Source organism: Ruania zhangjianzhongii, assembly GCF_008000995.1.
Taxonomy (GTDB): Bacteria; Actinomycetota; Actinomycetes; order Actinomycetales; family Beutenbergiaceae; genus Ruania; species Ruania zhangjianzhongii.
In genome coordinates this window covers 401,717-417,797 of record NZ_CP042828.1, presented here as the reverse complement: position 1 = coordinate 417,797, position 16,081 = coordinate 401,717, and the positions used below count along the sequence as shown (strand labels likewise).

The following is a 16,081-nucleotide window of genomic DNA, read 5'->3' as shown; positions in this document are numbered from 1 at the left end:
GGAGTACCTGGCTGATCTTCTCGACATGGTGCCTCTCCAGGCGCGTAGGTGGTTGGCCTCATTGCTTGACTGCTCCAGCGATGCTGTCCACGAATTTCCGCTGCAGCGCGATGAACACGGCCATCACTGGGACCAGCGAGATCATCGCCGCGGCGGCGAGGCCGGACCAGTCGGTGCTGTACTCCCCGACGAACGCAGTCATCCCGACCGCGAGGGTGCGCATCGCCGGCTCGCTGAGAGTGAATACCAACGGGAGCAGGTAGGTGTTCCAGGCGAACAGGAAGTTCAGGATCACTACCGTGGCGGTGATCGGCCAGGACAGCGGCAGCATCACCTGGGCGAAGATCCGGAACGGTCCGGCGCCGTCGATCCGGGCGCTCTCCTCGAGCTCCTTGGGCAGCCCACTGAAGTACCCGGCGTACAGCAGCGTCGCAGCCACCTGGCCGCCTGCGCCGAGGCCGAGGATCACCCCGAGATAGGTGTTCAGCAGGCCGAGCTGGTCGGTCAGCTGGACCACCGGGATGATCGTGTACCCCTCCGGCAGGAAGAAGGTCACCACGAAGACGACGATCAGGACCTTCTTGCCGATGAACTTGTACCGGCCGAGTACGTAGCCGGCGAGTGCGCTACGGACCACGATGAGCAGCACGGTGCCGCCGGTGATGATCACCGTGTTCAGGAAGTAGCGGTCGAAGCCGACGGTCGTCCAGGCCCTGGCGTAGTTCTCCCAGATCGGCTGATCGGGCAGCAGACCCAGACCGGAGCCGAAGATCTCCGGCTGGGTCTTCAGCGATGCCGAGAGCAGCCAGATGAACGGGTAGATCCACATCACGCCGAGCAGTAGCAGGCCAAGGAAGGTCATCGTGTTCCCGGGCCGAGCGAACACTCGGCGCCATCCTTGCGCGCGGGCGAGGCCGCCGGCCACCGCGCGCCTCATTTCATCCCTCCCGTCGCCCGGCGCGCCCAGCGCAACCCGACTGCCTGCGCCACGGCCAGACCCATCGTGATCAGTCCGAACAGCACCGCCGCTGCCGAGGCGTAGCCGAGCTGCGGGACGCTGGCGCCGAAGGCCGTCCGGTAGATGAAGATCTCGATGACCTCCGAGGAGAAGGCGGGCCCTCCTGCGGTGAGCGTGTACATCAGGTCGAACACGTTCAGCGCACCGACGGTGTCGATCAGGGTGATGATCACCAAGAAGGGCACGAGCAGCGGCAAGGTGATGTACCGGAACTCCCGGCCGGGACCAGCGCCGTCGAGCATCGCTGCCTCGTGCACGTCCTGTGGGATCGTCTGCAGTGCGGCGAGCCAGTAGATCATCGTGATCCCCAGCCATTTCCAGACCCAGACCGCAGCACCGGCGAACAGGGAGGTGCCAGTGTCGGCGACGAAGTTGACTGGCGAGTCCAGTAGTCCGGACTTGACCAGCGCGAGGCTGATCGGCCCGCCGCCGTCGAGCAGCAGCGTGAAAGCGACGCCGATGATCGCCCCGGTGGTGACTACCGGCAGGAAGAACAGCGTGCGCAGCAATCCCTTGAACGGTGTCTGTTTCCGGTTCAGCAGGATGGCGAGGAACAGGGCGAGACCGACCCGCAGGGGAACGGCGGCCACCAGGAACACCAGCGAGTGCCGGAAGGAGTTCCAGAACAGTCCGTCGGCGAACAGCAGCTCGAAGTTCTCGATGCCGATGAAGGTGCCCTGATCGGCGAAGCCGGGCCAGTCCAGGAGGGCGAACCACCACGAGGCGACGAGCGGGTACACCGTGTACGCGCCGTAGCCCAGCACCGTCGGCAGCAGGAACAGGTAGATCCACCAGTCCTTGCGCAGCCGGCGCAGCACACCACCGCTGGTGCGGGCCGTCGCCCCTGGGGGTTCAGCCAGGCGAGTCGGGTCAGCCGTCATCGTGCGTCGTAGTCCTCGATCGCGTAGTCGGACTCGGGCTCCCAGTTGGAGAACACCCAGGCATCGAGATCAACGTCGATGCCCTCTTCCTGGACCGCAGCCAGGGCGCGGTCCCGCTCGGCACTGATCGCGTCCCGGTAGGTGGTCAGCTCGCTGGCGACGTCGATGTCCTCCCCGCTGAGCGCGGACTGCAGGATGATGCCGAGGTCGCGGTCGATCGGGCGCATCTCGGCGATCACCCGCCAGGCCTCCGGGTGACCGATCGCCGGTGCCGGTGCGATCCGGACGTCCTCGGCGAACCGGGCGACGCAGTCCTGGTAGGCGGGGTGCACATCAGCGGTCTCGACCGCCTCCAGCAGCGCCGGCGGCTGATCCATAGCACCGGCCAGCGCTGCCTGGAACTCCGCACCGGTCATCTGCAGGAGGATGTCGGCCGCAACCTCGGGCTGGCCGGAGTCCACCGAGACCCAGAACACGCCACCGGCCGGCGCGGCGCGCACGGACCGGCGCTCAGCGTCCGGTCGCGGGATGGACCAGCAGCCCAGGCCGCGGTCCACGATCTCCGGGGACTCGGTAATCAGGTCGCCGATGAACCACGGTCCCCACGGAAAGATCGCTCCTTCGCCGGCTGCCCAGCGAGCGAGCGCGTCCCGCGGGATCATCGCCGCAGAGGCCGGGTGCACCAGCCCGTCCTGTTGCAGTGCCAGCAGGAACTCCACGGCCGCCACGAACGCGTCGGAGTCCTGGATGTACTCGCCCGTGCGCCAGTCGATCTCCCCGGGCGCACCTGCGGTCATCGCGAGCTGGTTCACCACGGTGCTGAGGTAGCCGGGGTTCTGCGCCGGGATGAAGATCCCGAAGGCGTCGGTAGTGTCATTCACCTGGCGCGCCACCGCGCGCAGGTCATCCCAGGTGACCGGCTCGTCCTCCGGGTCGACGCCGGCCTGGGTGAGCAATTCGGTGTTATACCAGGGGATGGTCTGGTGCTGGCGCGCGGAGAACAGCGGCACCGAGTAGACGGCGCCGTCGAACCGGTGCATGCCGTCGAAGATCTGGTCGGCCACCGGGCTGGACTCGATATCGACGAACTCGCTGATCGGCTGGAACCAGTCCTCGCTGACCAACGCCGCTGGCGCCGAGTCCAACCCGACCAGAGTATGCACATCGGGGAGCTGATTGCTCCGACGCGCTACCTGCAGTGCTTGCCCGAGGTCGGCGGCGGCGAGCTGGCGCCGCTCGATGGTGACGCCGGAGTGCTCGGCCATGTAGGGGTCGAACAGGTCCTCCTGGAGCATCTGGGTCAACGGGCGGAACTGGTCCCACCACTGGATCGTGCCGTCCCCTCCGCCTTCACCGTCCTCCTCCGATGCGCTCTGACCACCACCGGTACAGCTCGCCAGGACTGCTGCTAACGCACCGCTTCCGGTGACTCCGAGGAACCGTCGGCGATCGAGCGAAAGCCATTCGGGGACGCTGGATGTGGGGGTTTGCCGTGCACTCATGAAGACTCCTTCGTCTCTGGGGCGCGGGCCGCAACCCGCACTCCTCGTGGGTTCAGGCCCAACGCCAGTTGTGGGCCCGGACGTTCGGGGTGTAATGCCCTTCAGGCAGGTCGTCAGCGGCGCGCATCAGCCACTGGACGAGCCTGCGGTAGAGAGCCTCGCGAACCTCGCGGTAGGCGGGGTCGTCGCTGAGGTTCTCGGTCTCGGCGGGATCGTCGGCTAGGTCGTAGAGCACGTCCTCACCGCGATCGTCGACGATCAGCTTGAAGCGGCCTTCGACGACCATGCGCATCTCACCGCTCTGGGTGACGCTGTTCAGCTCGTCGAAGGTGGAGCCCTCGTAAGGGAAGTGCAGCGGCGGGCGGTCGTGCTCGGTGTAGGAGACGCCGCCGTAGCCTGCTTCGCCGAGGACGCTGCCGAACTCGGTGGCCGGGGCTTCCAAGCCCCGCAGCAGAGGAGCCAGTGACCGGCCCTGCACTCCGGCGGGGATCGGCTCCTCCAGCCACTCGGCGATCGTGGGGAGCAGGTCCACCATGGAGACGAGCTCGGTGCGGTGCTGGGAGGTGATCCCGGGCCCGCTGATCGCGAGCGGGATGCGCATCAGTGCGTCCGGCATCCCGGCGCCCTTGCGCTGCAACCCGTAGTCACCGAAGTAGTCACCGTGGTCGCTGAGGAAAAGGAACACGGTGTTCTCGGCCCTCTCGCCGAGGTGGTCCAGGAGCCGGCCGATCTGGTCGTCGATCAGGCGGAGCATGCCAAGGTAGTTCGCTCGGTAGCGCCGCCACTCCTGGTCGAAGCCGGGCCGCTTCTCCTCGATCAGCCGGTGCAGCCAGCGGTAGCGCCAGCCGAGCCGCTCCAACGCCTCCGGACCGGCGAGCCGCTCGGGAACCTCGGCCTCGTCGAACATGCTGAAGTACGGCTCAGCAACCTGATACGGATTGTGCGGCTCCGGGAAGGACAGCCAGAGGAAGAACGGCTGATCCTCCTCGTCTGCGACCGCGTCGATCGCACCGTCGACGATCCGGTAGGGCAGCTGGCTCTCCACCGGGAACGGTGTGGGCTCCTCCGAGACCGAGTGGTCCAGCTCGCTCAACCACGTATCGAAGGCGGCGTGCTGTTGCCCGGCCTGAGGACCGCCGTCGTGCAGGAACGGGCCGTGGAAGGTATCGAAGTCCTCCGGCCCGGGATGCATATGCGGCTTGCCGCTGAAGTGCAGTGCGTAGCCGGCGCCACGGAGCACATCGAGCAAGTCGGTGGCGTACTGGGCGTGCCGGCCGGTGCTGTTCTGCCGCACGTGGTGTGCGCTGGGGAACCGGCCGGTGAGCAGGCTGGTGCGGGCCGGCACGCAGGCCGGGGAGCTGGTGTAGGCGCGGTCGAATCGGACTCCGTCGGCCAGGAGCGCGTCGAGGCGGGGCATCGTGTCCGGGCCGCCCTCACCGCCGGTGAGTCCGGCCCGCTGCTGATCGGTCATCACCAGGACGATGTTCGGCCGCGTGCTCGATGTCATGAACGCCTCTGTTCCCTCTTCCGGCGCGCGCATCGCACCCCGTTCGGTCCAACCTCGGACCCTGTCTGTCCGGTTCTGCATCGAAACATTACAGCGCTGTAATCTGATTTGTCCAGAACTTCGCGGCAGAACGTTCTAGCGCTTACTTCGGCAGAGCTCCGCGGCTCCCGCACATCGACCCGCACAACTCGACCCACACCCCGCCTCACCACTCTCGCCGTCGCACTGCTCCCGTGTCATCGTTGACTGATGGCCAAGCTCACGATCGCCGTGGACGACACCACACTTCGTCGCGCGCGGGTGCGGGCGGCCCACCAGGGCACGTCGGTGAACGCGGTGCTGCGCGAAGAGCTCGCCCGTTACGCGTCGAGCGGCAGTACATACGCCGCCGATACCTTCCTCGCGATCGCCCGATCGGAGCCGGGAAGCAGCGAGCCCGGACCACGCTGGTCCCGCGACGAACTGCACCTGGAACGGCTGGAGCACGAGTGACCGAGCCGCAGTTGCTCGTCGACTGACCGCTCCGGGCAGCATCCACAGCCCGTTCCCACCGATGTGCCCGTTGCCGCACACTGGTGTCCATGACGGATCGCACCACGCTGCGCGCCTGGCTCGACACCCTCGATTCCGACCAGCTGGAAACAGTCCTCGAGCACAGCCCGCTCACCCTTCGTGGTGCACAGGTGCGGGACCTGGACGAGCTCGCGATGCGGTTGCAGCACCCGTCGATGGTCAGCCAGGCGGTGATGAGCGCCCCCGCACCGCTGCTGCAACTGGTAGAGACCGCGAGCGCCCTCGGTGAGGCCGCCACCCTGGACCGACTGACTGAGCTGCTCAGCACCGGCGGCGCGGTCCGGGAGGCACACCGCGCCCAGGTCGAACACTGGCTCGGCGTGGCAACGGCAACCGCCCTGGTCTGGCTCGACGGCGAACATGTCCGGGTGAATCCCGGCCTGGACCAGCTGATCGTCGGACCGCTGGCCCTGTCCCGACCGGTGCGAGCCGTTCTGGCAGAGGAGACGACTGACAAGCTGCAGCAGATCCTGCGCGCCTGGGAAGTGAAGGCACCCGCGCGCAAGCCCGAGAGGATCGCTGCGGTGCGCCGTTGCTTCGCCGATACCGCAGCCCTGCGCCGTATCGCCGGCACCGCCCCGGAGGATGTCTTCACCGCACTCACCGCGCACGTGACCAAGCGCCTGGCCGAGTCAAGCACCGTCACCTCCTCGGACCTGACCGCCGAGGACTTCGAGGACGATTACACCTTCGACCCCCACACCTACGCCGCAGAGAAGGCGATGTGGCAGTGGGCCGCCTCCGCGGGGCTGGCCTTCGGCTACACCGGATTCGGTTTCGTCTACGAGGCCGAGCTGCCCACCGAGGCGTACCTGGCGCTCGCGCCACCAGAGTTCCGGGTCGCGTTTGCCCCGGACACCCCGGTGGTGGCCACCGTCCCGGCACCTGCGGAACAGGTGGAACGCAGCTATGCGGCGGCGCTGTCGGAGTTCCTCGGCACGGCGATGGCGATCCTCGAAGGGATCGCGCGGCAAGGCCTGAAGGTGAACAAGAGTGGCGGTGTCGGCGCCCGTGAGCTCGCCCGGTACGCCAAACAACTAGGCACCGAGGTGACCACTCTGCGGCTCACCCTCATACCTGGCCGCCACGCTGCACCTGATCAACCAGACCGGCCCCACCCAGCTGTCCACCACTGACGATTTCGACCGGTGGCGGCACAACTCACCCGCCCAGCGGGCCACCGACCTGGTGTCCGCCTGGCTGCCGATGAGCCTGGCGCCCACCCTGGAGCGCGATCCGGACGGGACCTATCTGACGGCGTTCGGGCGGGCGCCGGCGGACTCCGGGCTGCCGGTCGGTCTCGTGCTCTGCCGGCTGCTCTCCACCCTCCCCGGCGAGGGTGTCGTCTCCGCCGACGATGTCGCCGCGCTGCTCCGCTGGTATCACCCGGTTGCCAATACGGTGCCCGGCTCCATCGAGCACACCTGGGCCGAGGCGCACCAGCTCGGCCTGTTCGCCGACGGCGCGCTCACCCCGCTGGGCGCCGCAGTCTCCACGGGGGATAACGAGGCCGCGACCGAGCTGCTGGACCAGGTGCTGCCCGCGCAGAGCAACCAGGTGATGTTCGGTTCCGACCTGACGATCGTGATCCCAGGAAGTCCGGACCCGGCCGCTGTAGACCTGCTCGACGTTCTTGCTGCCCGGGAGGGCCACGGAGTGGTGGGGACCTGGCGGGTGAGCGAAGGATCGGTGCGTGGCGCGCTCGACTCGGGCTACGCCGTCGAGGATCTGATCGTGGCGCTGCGCCGGCTGGCCGGCCAGGACCTGCCGCAGGCGCTGGAGTACCTCCTGCGGGATGTCGCCCGGAAGCACGGGCACTTGGAAGTGCGTCCTGCCGCGGCGGTGATCACCTCGGCCGATGAGCCGCTGCTGGCCGAGGTGGTGGCATCGAAGAGCGTCCGCACCCTGGGCCTGAGCATGGTGGCGCCCACCGTGGCGGTCTCCGATCGGCCGGTGGAGCAGGTGCTCGCCTCGTTGCGTAAGGCCGGGTACCTGCCGGTGGAGATGGACGACGGCGGCGCTCCGGTGGTGCAGCTCCGTCGCCCGGCCGGCATGGCCGAGTCCGGCGAGCCGGCTGAGCCAGGCGACACGTCCGGTCCGGGCGCGGGACTCGATGATCTCGACGAGGTGGACGAGCCCGCCGAGGACGATTTTCAGGCGACCGTCGAGGATTTCCTTGCCTCGATACGTGGCGAACAGCAGCCGTCGCGGCCGCGACCAGAGCCGGAGACTGCTGCCGAGGTCGCGCAGCGACTGATCACCGGAGCCGGCGCACCCGACACTCCCGGCGAGGAGGGAGGCCTGGAGCAGCAGATCGCTGCCGATGCCCGGCACCTGACGTCGGCGGAGGTGCACGAGCTCGCCGACGCGGTGCAGCAGTCCCGACCGGTGCAGATCCGCTACCGCTCGGCCGCTGACGGAGTGAGCATGCGGGTGGTGTCAGAGTTGGAGGTGCTGGGTGGGCACTTGGCCGGCTACTGCCACAGCAAACAGGGCGACCGCACCTTCCGCCTCGATCAGATCCTGGCCGTGTCACCGGCGCCCTTCTGACCCGCGACGCATCATCGCCCACGAGACAGTGCCGACCCTGACGTGGTGAGCGTCGAGCAACTCACCCAACTGCAGCCGCAGCCTTCATCCCGGCGACGGTGCTCGCGGCGCGGTAGCCGTCCGGCACTCCTTCCACCAGCGCGACCGCGCCCTCGGAGTGGTCCGCGCGCAGGGCGAGGATCGCCGCGTACTCGGCGGAGTCGTACCAGGCCCGCGCGGCGTCCAGGGACGGGAAGCCGATGATCACCAGGTCGCCGGGCCAGACGCCTTCGACGACGTGCGGCGACGTGCCATGGATGACCCACTCGCCGCCGAACGGAGCGAAGGTGGCCTCGATGGTCTCCATGTACTGCCAGATCTCCGGGCCGAGCTCGACGTCGCGAAGCAGGGCCACGGCGTAGCCGCGGGGTGTCGCCACGTTCTGAGCCATCACATCGTTCATCGCTACTGTCCTTCCGAGGAGGCCCGCGGTGCTGCGGATCTGGTCAGCGTGGCAGTCTGGAGTCGGGCTGGCGATGACCTCTGAGGTCATGGCCGCCGGGACCGAGGAGCCCCTGCGGTGCGGTTCCAACGCATGGGTGCGTCGGAATCACACCGGAAGAGCCCTGCGGGCGGGGCTATGCCCGCTCACGCGGCGCGGGTGTACTGCCCGCCCGCTGGGATGTCCGAGTCCGGGCCGACGAATGCGCCCGGGCGCAGCTGCGCACCCGCGCCGATGTGGCTGCGGCTGCCGATGCGCGCACGCTCGCCCACCACGGCGCCCGGGCCCACCCGCACGGCGGTCTCCAGATAGGCGCCGGCCCCGACCTGCGCCCCTGGCTCCAGCCAACACCCGGCGCCCAGGCGTGCCTCGGCGCCGACGCTCGCGCCCTGGTCGATCCAGGCGTTCTCCTCGATGCGTGCGCTCGGGTCCACGGCGGAACGGGTCGCGACCATGCCGCCGCCGTTCTCGTGCCGGCGATACCGGACGATCGTGCCGTCGTCGAGTTCGAGCTCCTCGTACTTCTTCCTGGCCATCGGCACCCCTTCCTTCGATGATGTGTGCACTGAATGACATAACACCGTCGGCTGGCACTGCATTCCCGATCGGCGACGCCGACAACGGATGCCAGCAGTGTCGCCGCGCGACCAGCTCCTGACACCCCTGCTCGGGTTATCGTGATCAAGTGATCTCACCCATCGCCGCCGCCCGCGCCAAACTGGCGCGCTCGCTGCGCGACCGGGTCGCCGGGCCGCAGGCCGAGCGCCGCTCGAAGGCGATCTGGCTAGCGCCCGGCGAGCGGCGGTTCGCCCCGGATGCCCCGATCTGCCGGGTGCAGGGACATGCCGCGATGTATCCCGGCGGTATCCGAGCACTGCTCCTGCAGGCATTACACCCGCTGGCAATGGCCGGTGTGGGCGAGCACTCCGGCTACCGGGACGACCCGTGGGGCCGACTGCAGCGCACCAGCGAGTTCCTCGCGATGACTACGTTCGGACCCGTGGACTCCGCCGAGCGGATGCTGGACAAGATCAACCGGATCCACGAGACGGTCTCCGGCACCGACCGCGAGGGCCGGCCCTACTCGGCGACCGATCCGCACCTGCTCGCCTGGGTGCACGTGGCGGAGATCGACAGCTTCCTCACTGCACACCAGCACTACGCTCGCACGCCGCTCACCCCGGCCGAGGCGGACCGGTACGTGGACCAGACTGCGTATGTGGCCACCCGACTCGGGATCACCGACCCGCCACGCACGGTGACCGAACTGCACGTGCAACTGGCGGACTACCGCCCCGAGCTGGAAGCATCCCCGGGCGCACTGGACGTGGTGCGCTTCCTGCTCCGCGAGCCACCCCTCCCCCGCGCCGCCCGCCCCGGCTTCGCCCTGCTCGCCGCGGGTGCAGTCGGCCTTCTGCCCGGCTACGCCCGGGACCTGCTCGGACTGCGGCTGCGCGGCCCGCTGCGGCGGGCGGACACTGCGGTGATGCGCAGGATGGCAATCCCGCTCGGCCAGCTGGGCACCTCGGTGGTGGGGTGGGCGACCGGCGACCCAAGCGAGATCCGGAACCAGGCAGGCAGCGTGGCGCCGGTGACCCCGGGCTGAGCACGAGCTCGGACCAACAGGCCGCGGCCGGTGAGCTGCCCGGCTCTTCGCCCGTACGCCCAGCATTGCGGTAGGACGGGCTATCACCCCTATCCACGTCTCCCCGGACGTCCGCGCCCTGGGCGCCGCCTTCGCCGGTTATCCACACCCACCCTCACGCCCTCAGCCAAGGTCCGGCACGCTGGAGCGATGAGCAAGAAGAAGCGTCGCCACCACAATCGGCAACGTCCCTCAGGCGGCGGTAACCGCCGGCCCAGCAGCGGAACCCGGCCGCGTCCGGAGCCTCGCTCCGGCCAGCTCACCAGCCCCGCCACCGCGGGTGCTCAGTCCGGCGCCAGCGACCAGTCCGGCAACGCGGCCGCTCAGCTCCAGGTCATGGTCGGGCTGATCACCACCGGCACGCTCGATGCGCATCTCGGCACGCTGCAGGCGGCCATCAGCAAGCGTCACCAGGACCGCAGGCGGGACGCGTCCAACCAGGCGGCTGCACAGTTCCAGATTGGTGACCGCGTTGCGCTCACCGAGGGCATCCGCCCCCTGTACCTGCAGGGCGCGACGGGCACCGTGACCGGCTGGGCCCACCACAACGCGATCGTCCACCTGGATCACCCCACCGGCCGCTTCCCGGGTGGCGAAATCCGCTGCCCGCCGCTGGGCCTGCGGCGCCTGATCGACTAGCCCGCCTCGGCACGCCTACGGGCCGCACCACCCCAGCCGCTTGGCGAAGTCACCGAGGAACTCCTGGCGGTACGCGCTGATCCACCGCGCCCCGGGCCACGGCCCGATCGCCTGGTCGGGGTCGGGGTCATCGCTCCACCACCGGGGGTGCCGGGTCGATGCCGTCGCAGCGGTGGCCACGCTCGGAAGCACTGCGGTCAACGAACCGGCCAGTCCGTCCAGCTCCGCGTGCGAGCTCTGCACCCGGTAGGTCACCACGCCGGCGTGGTACACGCTCAGCCGGAACCGTAGCTGCTCTCCCTCGTCGATCCCGGCCGGGAACGGTCCCTGCATCCGCTCGTCCACCACCAGCCGGGCATGGTCGGCCTCGGAGTAGTCCGCCGACTTCAGCAGCGAGATCTCCACCACGGCATTGACCTCGACCAGATCATCGATCGTCGTCAGCCGGTCGAAGGTCCGCTTCCGACCGGCCCAGAGCGGAACGAACTTCCCGCCCCAGCTCGGGACCGCCGGGTCCCGGGGACCGTGCAGCAGCCAGGTGACCGTCGGCGAGTCGCCCATCTTCAGCTCGGGCAGCTGTGCGGCGAAGAACGCCCCGAGGGCGCCGTTCCCGGCTGCGTGCCGGCGGACGAACTCCGCGTTGTCCGGGCCCTCCGGATCCTCCGGGTGCTGCTCGAAGAACCCGCGATAGGTCGAGTTCGACTCGATCATCCGCAGCGTGGGGTGCTGCTGCTCGAGATAGTCGTAGGCGTTGACGCTCCACATCGTGTTCGGCCCGCCGATGTAGTGCACCCGGAGGCGGTCAGCGATGTCGGGGGCGTCGTGCAGGGCCTGGGCCACGTCGTCCAGACCGCCCCAGACCAGTACCTCGAGAAGGCGAGGATCGCCGTCGCGCGCTCGTTGGACGATCCACTCCGACCCCTCGGTGGCGCCGGTAGCGCCCGTGTGGTCCGCCAGGTGCTCGGAGCCTTGTTTGACGACCGCGCGCAGGGCCGCCGGATCGGGGTAGTCGGCGTGCCGGCGGAGCTGGTCGAGATCATGCGCGTAGTGGTCGATCACGCGGTGGATGTCCGCCGCCCGGCCCTTGCCGTAGGGGGAGGCGATCAGCCCCTCGATGTCCAGGACGTCCGCGTACAGCAGCAGGTGAACCATAGACTGGAAGTCATCCGGGTCCGTGCCGCCGATGTCGGTACTGACCAGCACGCGCGGGCGGGAAGCGGGCATCGGCGGACCTCTCCTCGCCGGATCTCAGCACCGGGCAGCAGCCATCCTAGGCCAACGGCGCGCCGTCAGTCCTGAGTGACTGAAAATGCATCGCTGCCCGACGGCGGAGCATGCGTGGCGTTGTCTGGTCGCCCCGGGTCGGGGTCGTCTCAGGCCGCGGGCGGCTCGCCGGTTCTCCCGTCCAGGTCGGACAGGTCGAGTACGAAGCGGAAGCGCACGTCGTTTCGCCGCAGCCGGTCGAGTGCCGTGTCCACGCGAGCGGAGGGGAGCACTTCGACGTCAGCGCCAATACCGTGGTCGGCGCAGAATTGGCGCATCTCGGCCGTCGCGGGGCGCCCACCGCTGCCAGCGGAGCTGAGCTTCTTCCGGCCAAGGAGCAGGTCCATCACCTCGGCACTGACTGGGCCCAGATATCCCAGGAGGCTCAGCGTGCCGTCCATCGCCACCACCTTCAGATAGGGGGCGAGGTAGTGGGGTGCAGAGATGGTGTCGATGACGACGTCGTGTTCCCGGCTACTTCTCCAGTCAGGCCGGGCTGGGGACGTTCCGGCCGTGGCCGATCGAGATGACCGTGATGGCTGTCGATCGTGGCCGCCACTCCGCTATCGACGGCGGCGGTTAGTCTCGTGCGCGCATCGGGCGATAGCTTTCCAATCATTCCGGGAATTAACAAAACAATTCGCGCAACGACGATTGGCGAACGTTGATGTGAGCGAAAATCGGCGCAGCATCGCCACACACACGGAGGTCCGTGGTTGCGGCTACCACGTAGTACCGACATTCTGCGGGCGAAAGCAGGCCATCACCATGATTCTGTGGATAAGTGGTGGACGGTCCACAGATTCAACACGCACGCGTGTCCACCCCACACAACACCAACTTTCTCGTAGAATGGATGTACGAGCACATGGCAGAGCAGCCCATAAGGAGGTGAGCAACGGTGACGGACTCCACGATGAGTGCCGACGTCCTGCATGGCACACCCCTGGGCGAGCTCATCGAGGCCGATCTACCCACCCGCCTCGCGGCCCTGGAAGCCCTAGGCACTGCGATCACCGCCGGCGACCTCCAGGACGAACGTGACCTGCACACCGGACCCGAACTCGGCGTGGCGAGCGTGCGAGTGCACCGCCTGTGCACCCGGCTGACCGGCAAGCGCTACCAATGGCTGACCGTGGAGGAAGCAGACGGGCGGTGGGCCACCACCGCGTTCCACCCCCGCACCTATGCCTCGCACGTTGCCCACACCCATGGCATCTCCTACGCCAACGCGCGCCGCAGTGTGCGCCTGGCCCGCCAACTACGCGATGACATCCCCCGCTTCGGCGCCGCCCTACGAGCCGGACAGATCGGGCCCGACCAGATCGACGCCCTAGCAACCACCGCCCTGACCTCACCAACCCGCATCGCAGCCCTCGCCGAACCCATCACCACGGATGCCACGACCGCGGAGAGTCCGGGGGCAGGTGAATCCGACGCCGACGTGGAAGCGGACGAGACCGGGAACGCGGCCGGCGACGAGGCCGGGAACGGAACCGTGGATGAGACTGGGCGCGAGGAGGCAGCCACCGACAACACTGCTCAGACGGTGGAGGACTTTCTCCTCGCGCAGGCCCAGGACATGCGGGTGGACCAGATCCGCCGGCTCGGTAAGCACTTCGCCCAGGTCGCCGACCCCGAGGCCGATGAGCGCGGCTACCGCCAAGCCAAAGAACGCGAATACCTCGAACTAGCCCGCACCCTGGACGGCTGGCACCTGTCCGGCTTCCTCACCGAAGAGAACGGACGCCTGGTGCGCGCCGCCATGGACGCCGTCATCACCCCACCCGCGCCCGATGACCAGCGCACCGGCGACCAGCGCCGCGCACAAGCCCTCGCCGACCTCGCCCACCTCGCCCTCGACCAAGGCCTGGCCGGAACCCACGCCTCCGTCCGACCCCACCTCGGCGTCCTGATCAACCCCACCGACCTCGACAGGCTCCTCCGCCAAGCACGCGAACACACCACCGCGCCGACAGAACAAACCCCCTGCTCCACTCCCGCCCCCGGTGACAGCCGCTGGGACACCATCCCGCTACACAACCTGATCGGCATCGACTGGGCCACCCAACTCAACAACCAGCCACCAACCTTCGACGACGGCACCGGCCCCGTCCCACCAGCACTACTACGCCGACTCGCCACCTGCGGAGACCTCTACCGCGTCCTGTTCTCCCCCGAAGGCGAAGTCATCAACCTCGGCCGCACCCGCCGACTCTTCACCCCAGCACAACGACGCGCGCTCATCGCCCGCGACCAAGGCTGCACCTGGCCCGGCTGCACCGCACCACCAGCAATCTGCGAATCCCACCACGCCCGCATCCACTGGGCCAACGGCGGACCCACCAACACCACCAACGGCGCCCTGCTCTGCTACCACCACCACACCGTCGTCGACGCCCGCACCATCACCATGACCCGACAAAACGGGGTATGGATCTTCACCCACCCCAACGGCACCACCATCAACACCAACCTCGACCCACCAGCCAAGCACCGAGATTGGCCAGACACCGGCTAGCCGTGTCCCTCCCGTCGCGCTGGCGAGGTAGCCGAGTCAGTCGATGTAGCCATGACCATCGGAACGCCTGCCGCCCACAGACTGAGCAGTTGCTCGCGCAATACCAAGACATATAGGCTATGACCGATTCCTATAGGTAGATTTTGGACGCGAGCGGCCACCCCCAGCCCGAGGAGCACGCATGTCTCACATCAGTTCTGTCGACGTCCGGGACGTGCGCTTCCCGACCTCCCTGGACCTGGACGGTTCTGATGCAGTGAACGTCGATCCGGACTACTCCGCCGCCTACCTGACGCTGACCACCTCCGACGGCGAGCAGGGGCACAACCTGGTCTTCACCGTCGGTCGCGGCAACGACATCGTGTGCCGCGCGATGGAGAGCTTCGGCGCACTCCTGATCGGCATGGACACCGAGGCGCTGCTGGCAGATCTCGGCGGCGCGTCCAGGCTGCTGGTGCATGATTCCCAGCTGCGCTGGCTGGGCCCGGAGAAAGGGGTCCAGCAGATGGCAGCCGGGGGCCTGCTCGGAGCCCTGTGGGACCTGAAGTGCCGCCGGGCAGACAAGCCACTATGGCTGCTCCTGGCCGAGATGACTCCGGAAGAGATCATCTCCGCTGTTGACTTCACCCACCTGAGCAATGCGCTCACCAAGGACGAGGCACTCGAGCTGCTCCGCCGCGGCGAGGCCGGCAAGGCCGAGCGGATCGCCGAGCTCCGCGAGCGCGGCTTCCCCGCCTACACCACCACCCCCGGCTGGCTCGGCTACAGCAACGAGAAGCTGGTCCGGCTGAGCAAGGAGGCCGTGGCCGACGGTTTCGAGATGATCAAGCTCAAGGTCGGCGGGAACATTGCCGAGGACCGGGAGCGGATGCAGCTGGCGCGCGAAGCCGTCGGCCCAGACATCCGGATCAGCATCGACGCGAACCAACGATGGGAGGTGGGCGAGGCGATCGACTGGCTCGGCCAGCTCGCGGAGTTCGACCCGTACTGGATCGAGGAGCCCACCTCCACCGACGACATCCTCGGCCATGCCGAGATCCGCCGGGGTATCGCGCCGATCAAGGTGGCTACCGGGGAGGCCGTCGCCAACCGGATCGTGTTCAAGCAGCTGCTGCAGGCCGAGGCGATCGATGTGCTGCAGATCGACGCGACCCGGGTGGGTGGGGTGAACGAGAACCTCGCGAACCTGCTGCTCGCCGCCAAGTTCGGCGTGCCGGTCTGCCCGCACGCCGGCGGTGTGGGGCTGTGCGAGCTCGTCCAGCACTTCTCCTTCTTCGACTACGCGGCCCTGTCCGGCTCGATGGCCGGCCGGGCGATCGAATACGTCGATCACCTGCACGAGCACTTCGTCACTCCGGTGCGGGTGCAGGGCGGGCGGTATCTCGCTCCGACCGAGCCCGGGATCGGCGCGCAAATGTACGCTGACTCGGTCGCCACCTGGCAGTTCCCGACCGGTCCCGGTTGGGCCGGTGCGAAGCCGACAGCACTGAAGGAGTGAACC

Annotated in this window: 15 protein-coding genes; 7 read left to right on the top strand and 8 right to left on the bottom strand. The window is 68.3% G+C overall.

Annotated features, from left to right (window positions below; translation table 11 throughout):
* Window positions 1-58: 58 nt before the first annotated feature.
* Genes FU260_RS02125 through FU260_RS02110 form a run of 4 tightly spaced genes read right to left on the bottom strand, consistent with a single transcriptional unit; the run spans window position 59 to window position 4,908 of the window.
* A complete protein-coding gene (locus tag FU260_RS02125; protein ID WP_235912150.1) occupies window positions 59-937 on the bottom strand; it encodes a carbohydrate ABC transporter permease in 879 nt (292 codons plus the stop codon).
* Window positions 934-1,899 carry a carbohydrate ABC transporter permease gene (locus FU260_RS02120; RefSeq protein ID WP_147915565.1) on the bottom strand — a complete coding sequence of 322 codons (966 nt, stop codon included), beginning with the start codon at window positions 1,897-1,899 and terminating at the stop codon, window positions 934-936. Before FU260_RS02120 ends, FU260_RS02125 begins: the two co-directional genes overlap by 4 nt.
* On the bottom strand, window positions 1,896-3,401 hold the full coding sequence (locus FU260_RS02115) for an ABC transporter substrate-binding protein (RefSeq protein WP_147915564.1): 1,506 nt from the start codon (window positions 3,399-3,401) through the stop codon (window positions 1,896-1,898). Before FU260_RS02115 ends, FU260_RS02120 begins: the two co-directional genes overlap by 4 nt.
* A gap of 52 nt (window positions 3,402-3,453) precedes the next feature.
* Window positions 3,454-4,908, bottom strand: a complete 1,455-nt coding sequence (locus FU260_RS02110; protein ID WP_147915563.1) for a sulfatase-like hydrolase/transferase — start codon at window positions 4,906-4,908, stop codon at window positions 3,454-3,456.
* 249 nt (window positions 4,909-5,157) lie between these two features.
* Here FU260_RS02110 and FU260_RS02105 point away from each other — a divergent pair, with 249 nt between their 5' ends.
* The 3 genes from FU260_RS02105 (at window position 5,158) to FU260_RS02095 (ending at window position 8,031) form a co-directional block, all read left to right on the top strand.
* Window positions 5,158-5,400 (top strand): hypothetical protein, encoded by a 243-nt coding sequence (locus tag FU260_RS02105; protein WP_147915562.1) that lies wholly within the window; start codon window positions 5,158-5,160, stop codon window positions 5,398-5,400.
* A gap of 89 nt (window positions 5,401-5,489) precedes the next feature.
* A complete protein-coding gene (locus FU260_RS02100; RefSeq protein ID WP_147915561.1) occupies window positions 5,490-6,617 on the top strand; it encodes a hypothetical protein in 1,128 nt (375 codons plus the stop codon).
* Window positions 6,618-6,669: 52 nt separating this feature from the next.
* The gene (locus tag FU260_RS02095; protein ID WP_147915560.1) at window positions 6,670-8,031 is read left to right on the top strand and encodes a helicase C-terminal domain-containing protein; all 1,362 of its coding nucleotides are present in this window, start codon (window positions 6,670-6,672) and stop codon (window positions 8,029-8,031) included.
* A 61-nt stretch (window positions 8,032-8,092) separates the two neighbouring features.
* On the opposite strand, the gene FU260_RS02090 is transcribed toward FU260_RS02095, so the two are convergent.
* On the bottom strand, window positions 8,093-8,473 hold the full coding sequence (locus FU260_RS02090) for a DUF1330 domain-containing protein (protein ID WP_210418178.1): 381 nt from the start codon (window positions 8,471-8,473) through the stop codon (window positions 8,093-8,095).
* A gap of 185 nt (window positions 8,474-8,658) precedes the next feature.
* Window positions 8,659-9,048, bottom strand: coding sequence for an LbetaH domain-containing protein (locus FU260_RS02085; protein ID WP_147915559.1), 390 nt, complete (start codon window positions 9,046-9,048; stop codon window positions 8,659-8,661).
* A gap of 149 nt (window positions 9,049-9,197) precedes the next feature.
* Here FU260_RS02085 and FU260_RS02080 point away from each other — a divergent pair, with 149 nt between their 5' ends.
* Complete coding sequence (locus FU260_RS02080) at window positions 9,198-10,118, top strand: oxygenase MpaB family protein (protein WP_147915558.1); 921 nt, start codon at window positions 9,198-9,200, stop codon at window positions 10,116-10,118.
* A gap of 189 nt (window positions 10,119-10,307) precedes the next feature.
* The gene (locus FU260_RS02075; RefSeq protein WP_147915557.1) at window positions 10,308-10,796 is read left to right on the top strand and encodes a hypothetical protein; all 489 of its coding nucleotides are present in this window, start codon (window positions 10,308-10,310) and stop codon (window positions 10,794-10,796) included.
* A gap of 15 nt (window positions 10,797-10,811) precedes the next feature.
* On the opposite strand, the gene FU260_RS02070 is transcribed toward FU260_RS02075, so the two are convergent.
* Window positions 10,812-12,020, bottom strand: a complete 1,209-nt coding sequence (locus FU260_RS02070; protein WP_147915556.1) for a DUF1593 domain-containing protein — start codon at window positions 12,018-12,020, stop codon at window positions 10,812-10,814.
* A 149-nt stretch (window positions 12,021-12,169) separates the two neighbouring features.
* Window positions 12,170-12,460, bottom strand: a complete 291-nt coding sequence (locus tag FU260_RS02065; RefSeq protein ID WP_210418177.1) for an MDR/zinc-dependent alcohol dehydrogenase-like family protein — start codon at window positions 12,458-12,460, stop codon at window positions 12,170-12,172.
* Between the two features lie 500 nt (window positions 12,461-12,960).
* Between FU260_RS02065 and FU260_RS02060 the strand changes: the two genes are divergently transcribed.
* Both FU260_RS02060 and FU260_RS02055 read left to right on the top strand, forming a co-directional pair.
* Entirely contained in the window at window positions 12,961-14,580 is a 1,620-nt protein-coding gene (locus tag FU260_RS02060; RefSeq protein WP_147915555.1) for an HNH endonuclease signature motif containing protein, read from the top strand.
* Between the two features lie 181 nt (window positions 14,581-14,761).
* Entirely contained in the window at window positions 14,762-16,078 is a 1,317-nt protein-coding gene (locus tag FU260_RS02055; protein ID WP_147915554.1) for an enolase C-terminal domain-like protein, read from the top strand.
* The last annotated feature ends 3 nt before the right edge of the window (window positions 16,079-16,081 follow it).